11 protein-coding genes are annotated in these 16,629 nt (G+C 54.4%); 5 read left to right on the forward strand and 6 right to left on the reverse strand.

Annotation, left to right across the window (positions count from 1 at the left end; genetic code table 11):
* The first annotated feature begins 111 nt into the window (after positions 1–111).
* Positions 112–1,704, forward strand: a complete 1,593-nt coding sequence (locus RBB62_RS10200) for a Na/Pi symporter (RefSeq protein WP_309398693.1) — start codon at positions 112–114, stop codon at positions 1,702–1,704.
* A 139-nt stretch (positions 1,705–1,843) separates the two neighbouring features.
* Positions 1,844–3,106: a 6-phosphofructokinase gene (locus RBB62_RS10205; RefSeq protein ID WP_309398694.1), complete on the forward strand. Its 1,263-nt coding sequence runs from the start codon at positions 1,844–1,846 to the stop codon at positions 3,104–3,106.
* 630 nt (positions 3,107–3,736) lie between these two features.
* Here RBB62_RS10205 and RBB62_RS10210 read toward each other — a convergent pair.
* Positions 3,737–4,627 carry a hypothetical protein gene (locus RBB62_RS10210; protein ID WP_309398695.1) on the reverse strand — a complete coding sequence of 297 codons (891 nt, stop codon included), beginning with the start codon at positions 4,625–4,627 and terminating at the stop codon, positions 3,737–3,739.
* Positions 4,628–4,688: 61 nt separating this feature from the next.
* Between RBB62_RS10210 and RBB62_RS10215 the strand changes: the two genes are divergently transcribed.
* Positions 4,689–5,858, forward strand: a complete 1,170-nt coding sequence (locus RBB62_RS10215) for a DUF7452 domain-containing protein (protein ID WP_309398696.1) — start codon at positions 4,689–4,691, stop codon at positions 5,856–5,858.
* Between the two features lie 215 nt (positions 5,859–6,073).
* Here the strand turns inward: RBB62_RS10215 and RBB62_RS10220 are convergent, their stop codons facing one another.
* From RBB62_RS10220 to RBB62_RS10235, 4 genes are all read right to left on the reverse strand, one after another.
* Positions 6,074–8,629, reverse strand: coding sequence for an O-antigen ligase family protein (locus tag RBB62_RS10220; RefSeq protein ID WP_309398697.1), 2,556 nt, complete (start codon positions 8,627–8,629; stop codon positions 6,074–6,076).
* Between the two features lie 67 nt (positions 8,630–8,696).
* Positions 8,697–10,793: a polysaccharide biosynthesis tyrosine autokinase gene (locus RBB62_RS10225; RefSeq protein WP_309398698.1), complete on the reverse strand. Its 2,097-nt coding sequence runs from the start codon at positions 10,791–10,793 to the stop codon at positions 8,697–8,699.
* 3 nt (positions 10,794–10,796) lie between these two features.
* Positions 10,797–11,807, reverse strand: a complete 1,011-nt coding sequence (locus RBB62_RS10230) for an SLBB domain-containing protein (RefSeq protein ID WP_309398699.1) — start codon at positions 11,805–11,807, stop codon at positions 10,797–10,799.
* Complete coding sequence (locus RBB62_RS10235; RefSeq protein WP_309398700.1) at positions 11,797–12,939, reverse strand: hypothetical protein; 1,143 nt, start codon at positions 12,937–12,939, stop codon at positions 11,797–11,799. The genes RBB62_RS10230 and RBB62_RS10235 overlap by 11 nt, the downstream gene beginning before the upstream one ends.
* Positions 12,940–13,224: 285 nt before the next feature.
* On the opposite strand from RBB62_RS10235, the gene RBB62_RS10240 reads away from it, so the two are divergent.
* Positions 13,225–14,682, forward strand: coding sequence for a hypothetical protein (locus tag RBB62_RS10240; protein ID WP_309398701.1), 1,458 nt, complete (start codon positions 13,225–13,227; stop codon positions 14,680–14,682).
* A 9-nt stretch (positions 14,683–14,691) separates the two neighbouring features.
* Here the strand turns inward: RBB62_RS10240 and RBB62_RS10245 are convergent, their stop codons facing one another.
* Positions 14,692–16,191 carry a sigma 54-interacting transcriptional regulator gene (locus tag RBB62_RS10245; RefSeq protein WP_309398702.1) on the reverse strand — a complete coding sequence of 500 codons (1,500 nt, stop codon included), beginning with the start codon at positions 16,189–16,191 and terminating at the stop codon, positions 14,692–14,694.
* Between the two features lie 185 nt (positions 16,192–16,376).
* On the opposite strand from RBB62_RS10245, the gene RBB62_RS10250 reads away from it, so the two are divergent.
* The gene (locus RBB62_RS10250) at positions 16,377–16,499 is read left to right on the forward strand and encodes a hypothetical protein (RefSeq protein ID WP_309398703.1); all 123 of its coding nucleotides are present in this window, start codon (positions 16,377–16,379) and stop codon (positions 16,497–16,499) included.
* Positions 16,500–16,629 lie beyond the last annotated feature (130 nt).

The raw sequence follows: 16,629 nt of genomic DNA on the forward strand, positions 1-16,629 counted from the left end.
CAGCAGGGCCGCCACCCCAGTGGAGAGTAGGCGGCCCACCGGACTACGCGCGGTGAAGAATCCAGCATAAAGTGCTGGATTACAGGGAGATATTGCGCCAGATTCGCGCGCATGTCGTCGCTTATCGGGTCCATGCTCGCAGGTCTGGGGTTGTTCTTTTTTGGAACCGCCCTGCTCGACCGGCATTTGCGGGCGATGGCCGGCCGCAAGCTGCGCGACATCTTTGCCGGGCTGACGGACAACCCCGTAAAGGCCGGTTGGTGGGGCTTTTGCATCGGCGCAATTGCCCAAACGGCGTCCGCCGTGACCTACCTGACGATCAGCCTCGTCAACACCGGGCTCCTGCCTTCGCGCCGCGCCTTGACCGCGCTCAACTGGTCGAACCCCGGCACCTGCGTGCTGATCTTTTTCCTGACGCTGCCGCTCAATGTGTTCACGGCCTACGTGGTCGGGCTCGCGGGGATCCTTTACGCCTTTCAGCAGCCCCGGCACTACCGCGACGCCGTGGGCTTTGTGTTTGGCATCAGCCTGCTGTTTTTCGGCCTGTTCCTGATGCAGTCCACCGGCGAGCAGCTCTACACGCACGCGTGGTTCCACGACCTGATGCTCAGTGCGCACGGCCGCTACCTGCTGGTGTTTCTCGTGGCCACCGTGCTGACCGTTGTCGCGCAGTCGGGCAACGCCGTGGTGCTGGTGACGATTGTCCTGGCGCAGTCCGCCCTGCTCGGCGAAGACGAGGCGGTGATCGCGATTTACGGCGTCAACCTCGGCGCGACGCTGATCACCCACATCCTGACGCTGCGCCTCAAGGGCACGGCCAAGCAAATGGCGATGTTTCAGGTTTACTACGGGTGGATCGGCACGGCGGTGCTCACGCCGCTGTTTTTCCTGGAAGTCTGGGGCGGCGTGCCGCTGGTCATGGCCGGCCTGCGCTTGCTGGACTTCCCCCTCGCGCAGGAACTGGCCCTCGTCAACCTGCTTTGGTGCCTCGTCGCCAGCGCAGTAACACTCCTCTGCGAGCGCCGCATCGAGCGTCTGTTGTTGAAAAAATACCCGCCGGAATCCAACGAAGCCGAAGACCGTCCGCGCTACCTCTACCCCCGCTGTGAGGAAGACCCCGCCGCCTGCCTCGACCTCATCGGCCAGGAGCATCGTCGCCTTGCCGGCCGCCTCGACCGCTATTTCCGCCTCCCCGCTGGGGCCGAGGGCAACGCCCCCGAAGTCGCCCAGCAGCAGCACCGGAACTTTGAAAAAGTCGCTGAGGAAATTGCCCAAGTCATGCATGGTCTCATGGACCAACGCCAGAGCGGCAAAAATGCCGGTGCCCTTGCCCGCGCCCTGGAGCGACACGACCTCCTCTGCGCGCTGGAGCGCGAGTTTTTCCAAGTCCTCCCCCGCGCCAAGCAGTTGCTCCGCGGCTCCGATACGCTGATCCACCGCACGCTGGAGGGCCTCGAAGCCGCCTGGCTGACGATTTACGATGCGCTCATTTCGCAGGACCCAGACGACATCGAGCTCGCACTCCACGTCTCCGCCGACGGCGGCGGCGCACTGGCCCGCCTGCGCGAAAACTTCCTGGACCCCGCCCCAGATTGCTGCCGCGAAGAGCAAGGCGCCGCACTTCACCTGCTCGGCGGCTGCGAACGCCTTATTTGGCTGGCCAACCGCCTGGTCGTCTCCGCGCAGGACGAGCAACGGGATTAATTGACCCGCAGCGTCCCCGGATTAATCACAAAGACTAGTTTGAGGGCTCAGTGCACAGACGCCGTTTTTTAAGTTGCATCACTATTAGGCCGACTCCAATCTCTGCGGTTTTGCTTCAGATCCCGAATCCTTTATAGCTATGTCAGAAGAACTTACCGGTAATGTATTGGTCGCCCAATCGGGCGGTCCGACCGCAGTCATCAACGCCAGCCTCGCTGGTGTCGTCACCGAGGCACTCAATCATGGGTGCATCGAGGAAATCTACGGCGGCCTCAACGGCATTCAGGGCATCCTGAACGAAGAGCTGATCGACCTCGCGGAAGAATCTCAGCAAGCCATCCGCGGCCTGCGTTACACGCCGGCTTCGGCCCTCGGCTCCTGCCGCTACAAGATCACCAACCCCGAAGATTACGAGCGCGTGCTGCAGGTTTTCCAAGCGCACAACATCCGCTACTTCTTCTACATCGGCGGCAACGACTCCCAGGACACCGCCAACAAGATTTCCAAGCTCGCCAAGGAAAAGGGTTACGCCCTGCGCGTGATCGGCATTCCGAAGACCGTCGACAACGACCTGCCGATGACTGACCACTGCCCCGGATACGGTAGCGTCATTAAATACATCGCCACCACGGTCAAGGAAATCGCCCTGGACAACCAGGCCATGGGCAAGCACGACTTTGTCTCCATTGTTGAAGTTATGGGCCGCAACGCTGGCTGGATCACCGCCGGCGCCAGCCTCGCCAAGCGCCGCAACGAAGTGGACGATCCGCCACACCTGATCCTCATGCCGGAAGTGCGCTTCAACCCGGAAGCCTTCGTGGCCCGCGTGCAGGAAGTTCTCCGCAAGAGCCCGTATTGCATGGTCGTCGTGGGCGAAGGCCTGACCGACCAGGACGGCAACTACCTGGCAACCGGCAGCGGCACCGACAGCTTCGGCCACAGCACCCTCGGCGGTGTGGGCGAATACCTGACCGAAATCGTGGAGCAAAACCTCTCCAACGTCCGCGCCCGCTCCCTGAAGCTCGGCTACGCCCAGCGCGCTGCCGCGCACTGCTCTTCGCAGGCTGACAACGACGAAGCCTACATGGCTGGCGTCTCTGCCGTGAAGGCTGCAGTCGAAGACGGCGTGACCGACAAGATGGTCACCCTCGTGCGCACCGAAAGCGATTTCTACGGCTGCGAAACCGGCCTCGCGAACCTGGACGATGTCGCCAATGCCGAAAAGCCCTTCCCGGTCCAGTGGATCAACGAAGATGGCGTGAGCATCAACTTCCAGTTCTTCAAGTATGCCAACCCGCTCATTCAGGGCGAGGTGCAGGTGCCTTACGAAAACGGCACCCCGAAGTATATGTCCTTCACCGGCAACCGCGTTGCCAAGGAGCTGCCGAACTTCCAAGGCTAAGCCAAAGCGCAACCCGCTTTTCCCAAACGCGCGCATCGTTCATCGGTGCGCGCGTTTTTGCAGCGTGCCGCTGCACCCGGAGATTTGCGCATTGCGCAAATGGGCCGAGCCTAACCCATTCTCAGTTAAATTGAGACATTAAGCACGTTATCTGCTTCAGTGTGTTTGTGAGGAAACGACATTTAGGCAACGATATAGATCGTGAGCGTATTCAGGCTCTGTTGAAGACAGAGGCAACTGGATGGCGAACGCAGCGCTTGGTGCCGTTGTCTTTAGGGTTCGACCCCGGCAACAGCGATGATGACGCCTCGGAAGCGGTGGGTAAGAGCATGGCAACTAATTAGCGTTGGCTTCCCGCTCTTTCCGATCTTCCTGTTTAATCCTCCATATGTTGGGTTCTTTTTAAGTCTCAATATGGTTGAGAATCGCTCTAAGGCCATTCCTCGGCGCGAGAGCCAGCATTTATCTCCTTTACGGAGTCGCATTTGCCCCCTTCGGAGGAGCCAGCCAGTGCTCCCTCTGCGAATTCAGCCATTTACCAGCTCAGTCGAGTCAGCCCATTTGCCGCTTCTGCATCGGAGTCAGCCATTTGCACACTGTGCAAATCCACTGGTCCAGCGGGACGCTGGGTTAGAAGGAGTAACTGATGCTGACCTTGCCGTAGAAGGTATTCTCGGGGCCCATATCGATGCTACGTAAACCAATCGTGCCATCATTGTTGCCAGCATAGCCGCCGCCAATGGCGATCGTGCCGTTCTTGATGACTTCCCAGCTCACTTCAACCGCAGTCAGCCAATAGGCATAGCCATTCTGCCACTTACCCACGCCTGCGGGGCCATCGTAGCCGAAGTAGGAATTGGCATTGAGGTAGCCAAGGCGACCTTCCCAAAAGAAATAAACTTCCTGGGCGAGCTCCCAACGCTGGGAAACACCAATAACGCCTTCGACCTGCTCGAGATTTGAGTCATAGACGATGTATGCGGCTGGATGGAGCAAGAAATCCCCAATGAGGCCGAAGTAGAATTCACTGCGATACCAAGAACCTAGAGCACTCGGTTGACCTTCCCCAAAACTGTTCTTGTCATACAGCGCAAAGCCTCCGCCAACATCCACATCGATGTACTCGGTGAGGTTATACTTCCAGCCGCCCACGGCGTTAAACTGATTTGTATATTGGCTGTCAAAGGGGATCACACCAGTAAAGGCGCCGTAACCATCGCCACCAAATAGCGGGCCACTCGTGGCAATGCTAGGCATAATCGAGTCGCGTGCAATGCGCTTACCAGCAGTGGTGTAACTGGTATAATACGTTACGCTGGGTGTGAATTGATGCTGTGAGGGATCGCCGAGGATGCGATCACCGTTGAAGCTAATAAAGCTGTCCCAGGCCTCCGTGTTGACCTTAAAAGGCTCCTCTGGAGCCGCCGAAGCGGCGCTACTGGCAGGCTGTCCATCTTGCGCAAAAAGCGTTAATCCCGAGAACAGGTATAGAGTTGTGGCGTGCAGAGATTTCGTTAGCATGAGGCTATCAAACTGCTTTTGGCCCATTTAGCAATCTTGATCAGCAGGCCCAAATTACCCTATGAAGTCCGCTCAGTTTTTCCCCGTTTCCACCCTGCTCTTTGTTTTGGCGATCTCGCTGGCATCACCACTCAATGCCGCCCTGAAAGCCTTTACCCACGAAACCAACGAGGAAAACCTCGAAGGCGCCTCCACCCTGCTCCAGCATGGCACCGCCGACAATCGCCCTGGACATCTGCTGTTTGTTACCGGCCTCCACGGGAAGCCCAACCCCCACTCAGTGCGCGTCCAATATGACAACATTGCTAATGGCTGGAGAATTATCAACGAGGACAACGCAACCATGCCGGCAGGCGCACGCTTCAATGTCCTGAGCGTCCACCCCGCCTCCAAAAAAGCGTTCCTCCATAAAGTTGCGCCAAGCAACCGCGATAACGGTAAAACAATCCTCTCCCACCCCTCCCTCGATTTCAATCCGAACGCCCACATCATCGTAACGGTGCAAGACAGTTATGCGGCACCCACTGGGCCTCTAAGCGTAAGCTTCAACGGCAATTACTGGGTCGTGCAGCGTGAGGATGGCAAGCAGTTACCCTTGGGCACACGCCTCAACATCCTGGCTGTCGATGAAGGCGACACTGAGTCTCTTGGCATGACACCCTTCGTCGCCCAAGCCGACACGCATACCGTGGGCATCGGCAACACGAAAAACAACGCCACCAAAATCCAAAACATCGACAATACCGCCAAACTATTCATCACCCGAAAACGCACCCAAGGTGGTAAAAGTGGGCCAGAAATCGCCTTAGTTTACGACGGCTCAACGTGGAACATCGTCAACCAAGACCTTTCTCCACTCACCAACGGCGACACCTACCACTGTGTCAGCATCCAGCAATCCTACGCTGCATCGGAAAAGCTCGACGCCGGCGATCTTGGCCTCGGCTGGATCATGGTGAAAAACCGAGGTGCCTACGCTGCCCGCTTCAAACTGGATTTCCTACTGGATAATTATCCTCGCACCTTCAACTCCAGCACGATCCAACCGAACTCTGTCATGGCCTTCCGCGTCCCCATGCGCGCCATCGACCTCAAGCTCACCGCCGATATTACCGACGGCAAAACTGTCAGCAGCCCATTCGAGATCCACTTTGAGCAAATCCCCAATGCCCAGTTCCAAGTCACTGGCACAATGGCCTCCCCCCTCTGGGAGCCTGTCGAAAAGGATTAGAGATAACCATGACGCCAGCGACAGCTTTCATTCAAAAGCACCCAGGGCCAACGGCCAAAAGTTTGCTTTAGATGCCATGAATATGCGCCAAAATCGTTCTAAAATGGAATAAAAATACTGATTTGAAAGCAGAACTCTCTCAATATATTCCATAAACAACTGGTATACAACAACTTTCGAGATACGGGCAATTCACCGGCACTAAAACCGTGCATCTAACGCTGGAACGGCTCGATCAGTTCGCGGATTAGAGGGTTGTTGTCAGTGTCCTCAATGCCCCCAAAGACCGACGCCTGGCTCGACTTGAGCTGCAATTTACGCTCGATCACTTCTTCCAGGTAGATCTGCCATGCCGCCCAGGCATCTTTGTATTGCTTGTCGAGGCGATTTAGCTCGCCCTGCCAATAGTAGGCGTAGGGCGGCGGCGTTTCCATCTTAAGCAGTTGGTCAATGGTCCACAGCGCACCCTTGGTATCCTGATTATTCAGTTGGGTCTGAAGCAGCGCACTGCCGCGTACAACGTCATCCGGACGTGACGCATAGAGCGCACGCAGCTCACCTGGGTCGCGCAAAATGAGGCTTTCCATCACCGGAATTTGCGGGATGGGCGCATATTGCTTGGCCAGTTCGATCGCCCCTGGGTAATTCCCCATGCGCCCCATCGCGTTGGCTTGATAATACCAAGCATTCGGCGTCACGCCAGGGTTGGCCTCCAGGAACTTGATTAGCTGGCCCACATCGCCATTTCTGAGCCAAATACTTAACACACGCTCGCGCTGTTCATCCGTGTAAAATTTGAGGCCGGGGTCACGCTTCAACTCAGCGCTGATTGCCTTGAGGAATGCATCCTTTGAAAGGCTTTCCAGGTATTCGGTACGGAAGTTCGGATCCTCCTGACTCAAGCGATCCAGCTCACGGGTAAAGCGGGGATTATTCTTCGAAGCCAGGATGATCCGGTGATGCAGCTCCGCTGGATTCTCGGCCTGGCGGCTAAGGCTATCCTTCCACGCTTCGTAAGCGTAGTGTGTACTGCGCGGCAGCCAGACTTGCCCTTCGAAAAAAGACGGCGCCACCAAATTCGGCTCCACTACCCGGGCAATCTGGAAGTCCTGCCTTGCAGCAGAAGTATCGTTTTCCGCGTAAAGGTGGTATTGACCACGCTGCAAGTAAAGCTCCCAGGAAAGCGGCATAAAGGCCAGCCCTGTATCAATGTCACGACTCGCCAATTCCTTCTCACCAGCTTCAATGGCCTCGGCCACGCGCGAGGCCATTTCACGCTTTGCCACTTTACTATGAAGCATCAAGCCAGTTAAATCAGCGGTGATCCAGAGCCCGCCAAAGAGCAAGAGAAAGACGCCAACCACACGCCAACTCCACGCTGGAAACAGGCAGTTATGCGTCACCTTCAAGTAAGGGATACCCATACGAGCCAGCCAAATGGCAATCAGCACCACCCCCAGTTGGTGACCAGACACATCAAAAACCGAATGCAAGAGGAAGATGGACGCCGCAACGATGGCCGCGGTGCGCACAGAGGCCGAACGATCGTCACCAAACTCCAGGATCATCCAATACATGAAAATCACCAGCATCACCATGAGCGAGAACCCCAGCACCCCCATTTCTGAAGCGATCCACATCCAATCACTCTCGGGGTGAATGACCGGCTCCGGAGAAAGCGACTCATGGCGGTAATGCGGGAAGACTTCAGCAAAGTTACCCATACCAACACCGGTCGCTGGCTGCGCGGCAATCATGGTCAACGAATCACGGTAAATGCCCCAGCGAAAATCTTCAAACATGCTGTTTTCCGAGCCCAGCCAGTCATTGAAGCGGCTCAAGGTCTGCTGCCCGGTGAGCAGCATCATGCCAAAGCTGAAGGCCACCAACGGCACAATAAACTTAGTAGCCCCCTGCCCGCCATATATGGTGAAGCGCAAAATAACCCATACCCCGCAGCCAATCACAAACAGCAACAAGCCGGCGCGCGACAAACTCATTGAAATCGCCAACGTCGTGATGACAAAGACCACAGCAGAAATCAACGCCAGAGCCTTGCGCTGCGAAAAGCTAAAATAAGCCATGCTCAACGCCATGATGCCCACCATGACGAGGAAAATTGAGGTCTGATTTCGGTTGTCAAAAAAACTGAAACTCGCGGCGCGGTCCGTATTATAATATTGGAGGTCCAGGCTATTGCCAACCAGGACTACCGCAGCCAGCACCCCACCCAAAATAACAAAAGTCTGTATCAACCGCACCCTGTCCTGTATCTGGAAGCGCGCATTGGCTAGTTGATATAAGTAACTCAGCCCAGCCACCAACATCACCAATGATTCCAGCGAGCAAAGCGGCTGAGCCGACATCGTAACCGGCAACTCCGCCCCAGCCCCTGTCACCTCTTTCCACCAGCCAGGACGCCCGAAGAAAATACTCGGCAGAAAGGTCAACACCCCGCTTGGAACAAAAGAAAAGCAGGCCACCCCAAGCAAAGCCAGGACGATCCAGTCCATCTTCTTATCAAAAGTCGTGGCCGGAGGGTTTAAGATGAGCAAAAGCCCCATTAAGGCCACAAACCCGCCTTGCACCCACAGGTAACGCCCACCGCTGAGCAGCACCAGGCCAATGAGCGCAGCCACTGCCAAGAAGTGCCGCAACGGCGTAGGCCCAATCACCTCGGGCGTATTATCGACCGGCGGGGTGGTCCGTTGAACCGCAATAACGGTGGAATGCACGTCAGCATAGGTGCGACTGGGGGGCTTGTCTCCCATAGATACCGGTCAGCTTTGTGTGGTCCTCGCCTTTGGCAACACAAACTTATTCTTGGTCTAGTAGCGATTATGACACATTGGGCTTCGCCTTGTTCTTGGACGAACCCTTGTTATTAGCCCGATAGTTATAGTAGTCATTGTAGCGATTATAGTAATAGTAATGGCTCGGCTGGCGCGTATCTACGAAGTTCAGGACAAAACCATCCACCGCCACACCACGCAGTTCCAAAATATCGAGTGACGATTTGATCTGGCCCGATCGTGTGTAGTTCGAACGAACCATAAAAATGACGGCGTCTACCTTGGTTGCGAAACTAGGTGTGTCGTCCGTAGCGAGGACAGGAGGGCAGTCGAAAATCACATAGTCATAGCGTTCGCGCATTTCTTTCATCAGGTCATCGAAACGCTTGCTCAGCAGCAACTCGCCTGGACGCTCCGGATAGTCTCCGCAGGGAATGACTTCCAAGCCGGGAGTTTCCGTCTTGATGAGCACATCATCCAGCTTCAAGGTCGTGTCTTCGATCAGCTCAGCTAACCCCGGAGCCGCATCGATATCGAACTCCGTATGGATGCGACCGCGCCGCAAGTCCGCATCGACCAGCAAAACCTTGGAGTGCGCAAAGGCCAATGTAATGCCCAGATTGCTGGCGAGCGTAGACTTGCCTTCCGCAGGCACCGCACTGGTCAACAAAATCACCTGTGGACGCTGGCCATCCAGGTTCATGAAGAGCATGGACGAGCGTATGTTACGACAGGACTCAGCAAACATCACGCGATCATCACCTGGCTGTAGCAATTGCAGACGCGCACCCTTTTTGGCCACTTGTAACGGGATGACGCCCAATACCGGCGGTGTGAAACGAGCGCTGACATCCTCCGCAGAAACCACACGCGTATCCAGCATCGAAATCAAGGCGAGAATACCCGTGCCTAATAGCAGCCCCATCACTCCACCCAAGGCAATTTGCTTGCTCTTATCCATTGCAACAGGCCGCGCTGGGCTTGCATTTTGGAGGATGGAAATGGTTTCCTGGTGGGTGTTTTGCGTGATATCAATCGATTCAATTGATGAGAGTAAACGCGAATGAACCGCCTTGGCACTTTCCAGCCGGGAATTTAACCGATCAAATTCAGCCAGCAGCGTACTGTATTTCAGCGCCTTGGTTTCCCATTCAGCGATGATCTCATCAAGGTTAGCCAGCTCAGCAACTAACTGTTTCCGTCGATTATCCAACTGGCCCAGCGTCTGCCTACGGTAGATGTTTAACAGATTCGCCTGCCGCTCGATCTCCTGATTGAGTCGGCGAATCTTCGGGTGCGCGGGCTTCATGTAGATCGAAAATTCGTCCCGCTCTGCACGCAGTTGGTCCACTTGTCGCTTTGCATTCTCGTAGCTGGAATCGAGTGAACTGAGCTTGGATTCCGTCAGGGCGTCGAGCTCACTGTCTGTATCCTGCCCCATATTGTTGAGGATGCGAATTTCCGTTCTCAGTTCAGCTCGTCGATTGTTCAAATCTGCGAGGTAGGTGCCTGCGTTGTTCCCCTGTTCTGTAATAAAGACGATGTTATTCGTGCGCTGAAACTCGAGCTTCTGCTCCTCCAAGGCTTCGATTTCCTGTTGTTTTTCCAGGACCTTCTGCATCACCGTAAGAAAGACTTTTTCCGTGGTCTGATTACGGCGTTCTTCTTTGTAGGCGAGGAACTCATACATGAGCGCGTCCAAATAACGTCGGACATACTCCGGCTCAGAGCCAACCGCGGTTAAATCAAATGCACTGGCATTTTCCGCCTGGTTGATCGCCACATACACCGGGATCTTCTTCAGCTCAGGATAGAGCGCCGCGACACGTTGCTCGGCGCGCTCACGCACCTGCTGACTGTTCATCAGCTTAATTTGCGTACCAAAGAAATTCAGGAACACTTCTTGATAGCGAGCGCCTTCGGGAATGCTCACCTGCCCATCGATCACCATCTGCGCTGCAGAACGATACTCTGGACGACGCTGAGACTGCTGGTACCACTTAATACCTACCCCAATCCCTATGCAAAGAATGATCACCCACCACAACCGGCTGAGCACCATGCGGGCGCGAAAATAAAAGGTGCGGAGCGTTTCCGACCATTCAAAATCGCTATCGTTGTCGCTAAATCCGGAGACAGCCATCGATTAAAATACAATCCATTTTTCATCGACAATGATACGATCACCGGGTTTCAGCAACACATCATTATCAAGCTTTCCCTTGTCCAGGATTTCATCAACGTTGATTTCCTGTTCATTGCGTGAGCCATCCTCGCCGTGGCGGATGAGTTTCACGTCGCTGCCATCGCCAAACTGCGTAAAGCCGCCAGCCGACAAGATGGCCTCGCTAAGGGTAATTTTCTGGCCGATTGAAATTGGATATACCCCCGGACGAGCAACGGCGCCACTCAACGTGTATGAGCCGCTGGAGTCACCACGTCGGCCAACAAAGATACGGTCATTGGCGCGCACAATGATATCCATGCCCAGATTACCCGTTTCCAAAATTTGCCCTACATTGACATCGAAACGCTGCGACTCTTCCGGATTCTGGAGATTTGGCCGGATAAGTGACACCCGCGTCGGGTCAGAATAAATGTTAAAGCCACCAGCGCGCATGATTGCCTCACTGACCCGGAGAATATCACCAGCAGGTATCTCCACCATGCCTTCGCGCACCACCTCGCCCATGACCAATACCACGCCACGACGATCATTAGCCTGATGCTCTCCAAGCAACACAGTGGCTTGGTAATAATAATCCTTCTTCAATGCTTCGCTGACCTTCAAAGCTAGCTGACGAGAAGTCATTCCAGAGGCAGGCAGCTCACCCACTAATGGGAAATCAACCGAGCCATCTTCATCGACCAGCAAAACCACTGGTGCCTCCCGGTCTTCGAGCACAGTATATTCAAGCTGGTCGCCAACCTTGATGACTACTTTATCATCCAGCTCCATCATCGCCTTTTGCGAATCATCCAAATCTACCGGAGGCGCAGGGGCTTGATAGAGCGAAGGTAGTGGCTCTGCCGATGCTGTTGCTTCATCTGCGTCCGAAGCCTGCTGGCTATCGGGCAAAGCAGTCGTTGGCGCAACTTGTCCCCAAACCATCGTCAACCCACTCAGCGCAAGCAAGGCGAGACTCCTAGAAATCATACCGCAACCCCAATGTAACCACATTCGAAGTGTAGGAGCGGTTAAACAAGTTCGAATCCTTCTGCGAAAAACCATAGTCCAAGCTGGCCGTTAATTGTTTGGATAGTGTATAATCTATGCCAATGCCAATCCCATAGCGACCATAATCTTCAGCCGTAGAAATCGGGTTGCCAGATGCATCCACACCCGTCCCGCCAGAGTCGGCGCCTAATTCATAGTAGATCTGGCCCCGCGGCGAAATCCGGCTGTTCATGCGCCAGTTAAAAGCATAGATGATCGAAAAGAGCGAATCTACATTCGACAAATAGCCATAATTGAAGCTGTGTGAGGCCGTCAATGAATGCTCATAAACGCTCGATACGCGGTGGCTAACCGTGGCTGACCCAATAATGCCACTTGGCTGGCTGGAGTCGTTAATTGAGCCAGTGTCATCGAAATAAAACTCTTGATAGCCGACATTCCCCGCGAAGCTAAGATTCTCTGTCGCTTGCCAAATCGCCATCGGACCAATCGACCAGGACCAGCTGTTGTTATTGACGTTTTCTGCGTATTCGTTGCGCGCCGCAGTGGCGGTGATGCCCAAAGTGAGATTGTCCGCGACCAAAAAACGCGGACCAGCGCTGGCTTGGTAGGTGTGGCGCTCTGTGTAGTCGAAAATGGATGAAGTTGGTATGATATCCAAGCGGCTAAATCCGGCAAACAGCACCAGATCGTTCAAGTCCCAGTCCGCATCCACCCCAGCAATATTGGTGAAGCGGCCATAATCCAAAGGATTGTTCGAAACCGAAACGCCGTTGAAGCTGAAGGCGTCCGCGGCATCAACCGAATACGAGAGACGGTCATAAAATTCCAAAGTTACGTCATCAACAAACACGGTAAATGCGATTTCCGTGTTAGGTGAAATTGCCAGAAAGTTGTTGATGGAGTCCAACTGCGGATTGCGAATATACTTCTGATATCCCATCCCCACCGTAACACTCAGTGTATTCAACTCGCTGACTTGATAACGCCCATTCAAGAAAATGCCTGGAGTGATGATAACATCCCATATAGGGTTGTACTCGGCGTAGTTGATATTGTCGTTGTAGGTTATGTCAAAGGTGGCCGCTAGGTCGAAGAGGAATCCCCCCAATTTGAAATTTTCGTTTTGTCCATGTGCAGCAGAAACCAGCCCGCAGCAAAACAGGGCCACAAGCCTCCATTTCTTTTTAAAGCGAACTATGCAGTTGAAATACATTGATTACCCTATGGATCTAAAATACAAAATGTAGCATTACTAGCAGGGAAAGATAGCTAAATGCAACATTTTCTTTAACTACCCCCCTTAAACGCCGATAGTGTTATGGCGAATCTCTAACCTAACGGAATAATTGGCTGTTCATTTAGAAGAAAGATTGTAGACTGTAAAACCTAAGCAATGATTTTCGGAGCAATAAGACAAATATTTATTGGAAGCGCATTTCTCGCGCTGCCCAGCTTTGGCGCTGCTCAAACCACTGAATCGACTGCTACAGAAGATATTAGCCTCATCGAGGTCCCGCAAGCGACGCAAGAGGAATTGCTGGACAAGCAGAAGAACTTGGCCCGCTGGCATATGGGGGCGACACTCTATGATGCATCAGAGGATTTTCTCAATCCGATCACGTGGCAGGAAGCAGATAGCACCGAAACGATTGGCGTGCTGATGCTCGATGACCCAACAGGCGCTTTCCACGTAAAGCCCGGCGAATATCGATTTGTCGTCGACTTGAACGACTTTTTCACCGTCACCCGCTTCAATTTCAAGAACTTCACCGCGAAGGGCTCCGTTCAGCTTTTCTATTCGCGTTCCCTTGAGGCACCGGACGCCAGTGCGTGGAAAAGCGCTGCTGAGCCAGACGCATTTACGCGCAATCAAGTAGTCAGCCCGAAATTTCTGCCCTTCGAAGCGCGCTACATCATGGCCCACTTGATCATCGAGGAAGAAGGGCTCATCGGAAATATGGGAGCATTTGGCGACCTCTCCGTTGCAGAAGTGCGCATGAATGAGCAAAAGCGCGACGAAAATATCGCCGCCAATACCAATCGCTCTACCGACAGCAAACCGGTGAAGTATAATTACGCTTCTGCCCACTCCGACTCACGAGTTAGCTATGTCAGCTCCGGTGACGCCAGCCAAGCCATCGCTATGATCGATGACGACGTAGAGAGCTCCTACGAGTTTTCCCCCGATGACAAAGAGAATATTGTCATTGTCGACCTTGGCGATCAGCGCGAAGTCAACAGCGTCTCCATGCTCTTCGAATCCGGGCCCGGCACCTTCGATTTTTACGTCGTTAATAAGCTCCCCGATGACATCCAACAAATGCTCGACGAGCAAACGGAGCAAAACAACGCCAAGCGCGAAGCCCTCAAAGCCAAGCCAGACAAAGGCGAAAATGACGACATGGCGATGATCTTCAACCACGGCCAGTGGGAGCCCCTGCTTTTGGCCCAAAATAACGTTGGCGACGCCCTCGGATCAGTGGTGGGGTTTGCCGGCGACACGATTTTCTCCACCATCGCCCTACCGGGTGAGTTCTTTAGTTCGCTGTCCCCAACCGTGGAACAGACAGTCAATGGCTCTGACGAGCGTTTCCGCATCAACTTCTCCAACCTAACGGGCCGCTACCTAATCATCCGCTTCGTCCCAACCCCCGGAAGCGGCACGAACATGAAAGTCTACGAAGTCAGCCTCATGGGCGACATCATCGTGCAAGATGACGAGCCGCCTGTGGACCGAATTGAAGCCTTCAGCATGTTTAATCCAGGTTCCGGCTCCCTGGAGCTCGCGCCTCCCCCTCAGCAAATCCTGGCGCCGCCCATTCCAGCGCCGCCACCACCAGTCAGCCCGTAGCCGACCATACTAAGCTCCATTGACGTATTTCTTGACTGTGCGCCGATCGAGCTCCAAACGACGCCCTAGCTCCTCGTAATTGGGCGTCTTTTCATAGAGCAGGCTCACGTAGCGCGACATCAGCTCATTGGCCGTAAGTCGCCCAAGCTGAATCTCCAGAGCGAGCTCACTCGCTGGGCTTTGCGCATCAGGCCTGCCCAATGGCTGTGGCATGTATTCACCATGCACCAGAATGTTGCGCACACATTGCTCAAGCTCCCGAAAATTACCTGGCCAAGGATAATCATCGGATAAATCCCGAGCAACGACCACCATTGCCTCATCGGTCAACGCCGCGCTTTCATCTGGGCCAACCAGCTTGCGAGCGATGTGCGACACCAGATTTTCCAATTCACCTGGCGACTCCCGCAAGATCTCCCGTAGCGACGGCGTCCGCACATGGTCGGCATTCAGACGAAAGTAGAAGTCCTCCCGGAAGCGCCCCGCCTCGATCTCGGCCAGCAAATCACGATTCGTCGCCGCCATGATCTTGCCTTGAAAATTACGCGGCTCAGTATCGCCAATCGGCGAGAAACTTCGCGTTTGCAACAGGCGAAGCAGCTTCACCTGAATCGACGGCTCGGTTTCGCCGATTTCGTCCAGAAAAACCGTCCCGTGCTGACCGCACACAGATAAATAACCCTTGCGATCATGCAACGCGCCAGTGAAGGCGCCCTTACGGTGACCAAACAGCTCGGACTCAATCAAATTCGACGACAGCGCCGAGAGGTTAATCGGGTAAAAGGCGCGAATGAAGTCTTCATCGAATTCCCGTGTATTTGGGTTAAACGGGATGAAGCGGCTAAGCCCGATTGCGCGCGCCACCAGCTCTTTACCCGTGCCCGACGGGCCAGTGATCAGCGTAATAATGTCGCCCATGCGATCAGCCAGCACTCGCTGGTAGCGGTCCATGTCGTGCGTAAAAATCGACTGCCAAATCCGCGCACGCAGCTTGGTCGCCGCAGGGCTCGTGCCCACAATGTATTGGAAAATATGCTGAAATGCGCGCCTGACTTGAAAGAACACTCCAAACAGCCGCGTCTCATCGATCACGGCGTAATCACCAACAAATCCCTGTGGCAGCCAGTGGCGCACCTCCTGGCAAAAACGGTCGTAAAACGGAATGCGCTGTGCGGCGCTGCCCCGAGCATGCGCCGCCTCAATCACCTTGTCAAAGTCACGACGAAACTGGTGGAAGACATGGAAGAAGACCAACTCCTGATACAGGTAGGCATCGCGATCATTCGGTGCCTTATCCATTTCCCAATGCATACGACCCGATTCAATCGTGCGCTCAAGTAGCGCCAAAATCGCCGACAAATCCGATTTCTCCGTCCGCCGACTACCGTGGGCCTCCAAAATTTCGCGTTCGAGCTCCTTGCGGGCGTCCTCAAACGGGTTCATCCAAACCAATCGCGCCAGACTTTGGGCCAGCGGTCGCTCTTCAGGGGTAAATAGCCGAATTCCCATTGTGCATTTTTTGTAGGAACACGCACATTGGATGTCAATCCTCGTAATTTTTGTGCCAAACAATCTCATGGAAAAATTCCATAAAGCCTTCACGATCAGCATATTGACATTCTCAAAAACATGTTGGCACGCACATCGCGTAAAGGACTAGCATGAACACTCAAAAAGATCATTCCGCCTCTACAATGAACGCCGAATCTCGTAAAGACCGCTGCCGCTTCTGTGATAAGTTTGGCTTCTACGGTTTACTTAGCCTCGGATTTTTCGCCACCTTCGTCGCCATGATCGAATACGGCGGCCGGTTCTAGAGAGCGCTTTTCATCTAACTTGGCCGAATCAGGTGGGGGGCCGGGGGGGGCCGGGGGGGGGGCTAAACCCGCCTAAAGTAAATATCAAAGAACACTGCCCTACCCGCCCGCTCGCCGGGAACGAGGCGCA

Origin of the sequence: Cerasicoccus maritimus, from assembly GCA_031296935.1 — a bacterium.
GTDB classification, from domain to species: domain Bacteria; phylum Verrucomicrobiota; class Verrucomicrobiia; order Opitutales; family Cerasicoccaceae; genus Cerasicoccus; species Cerasicoccus maritimus.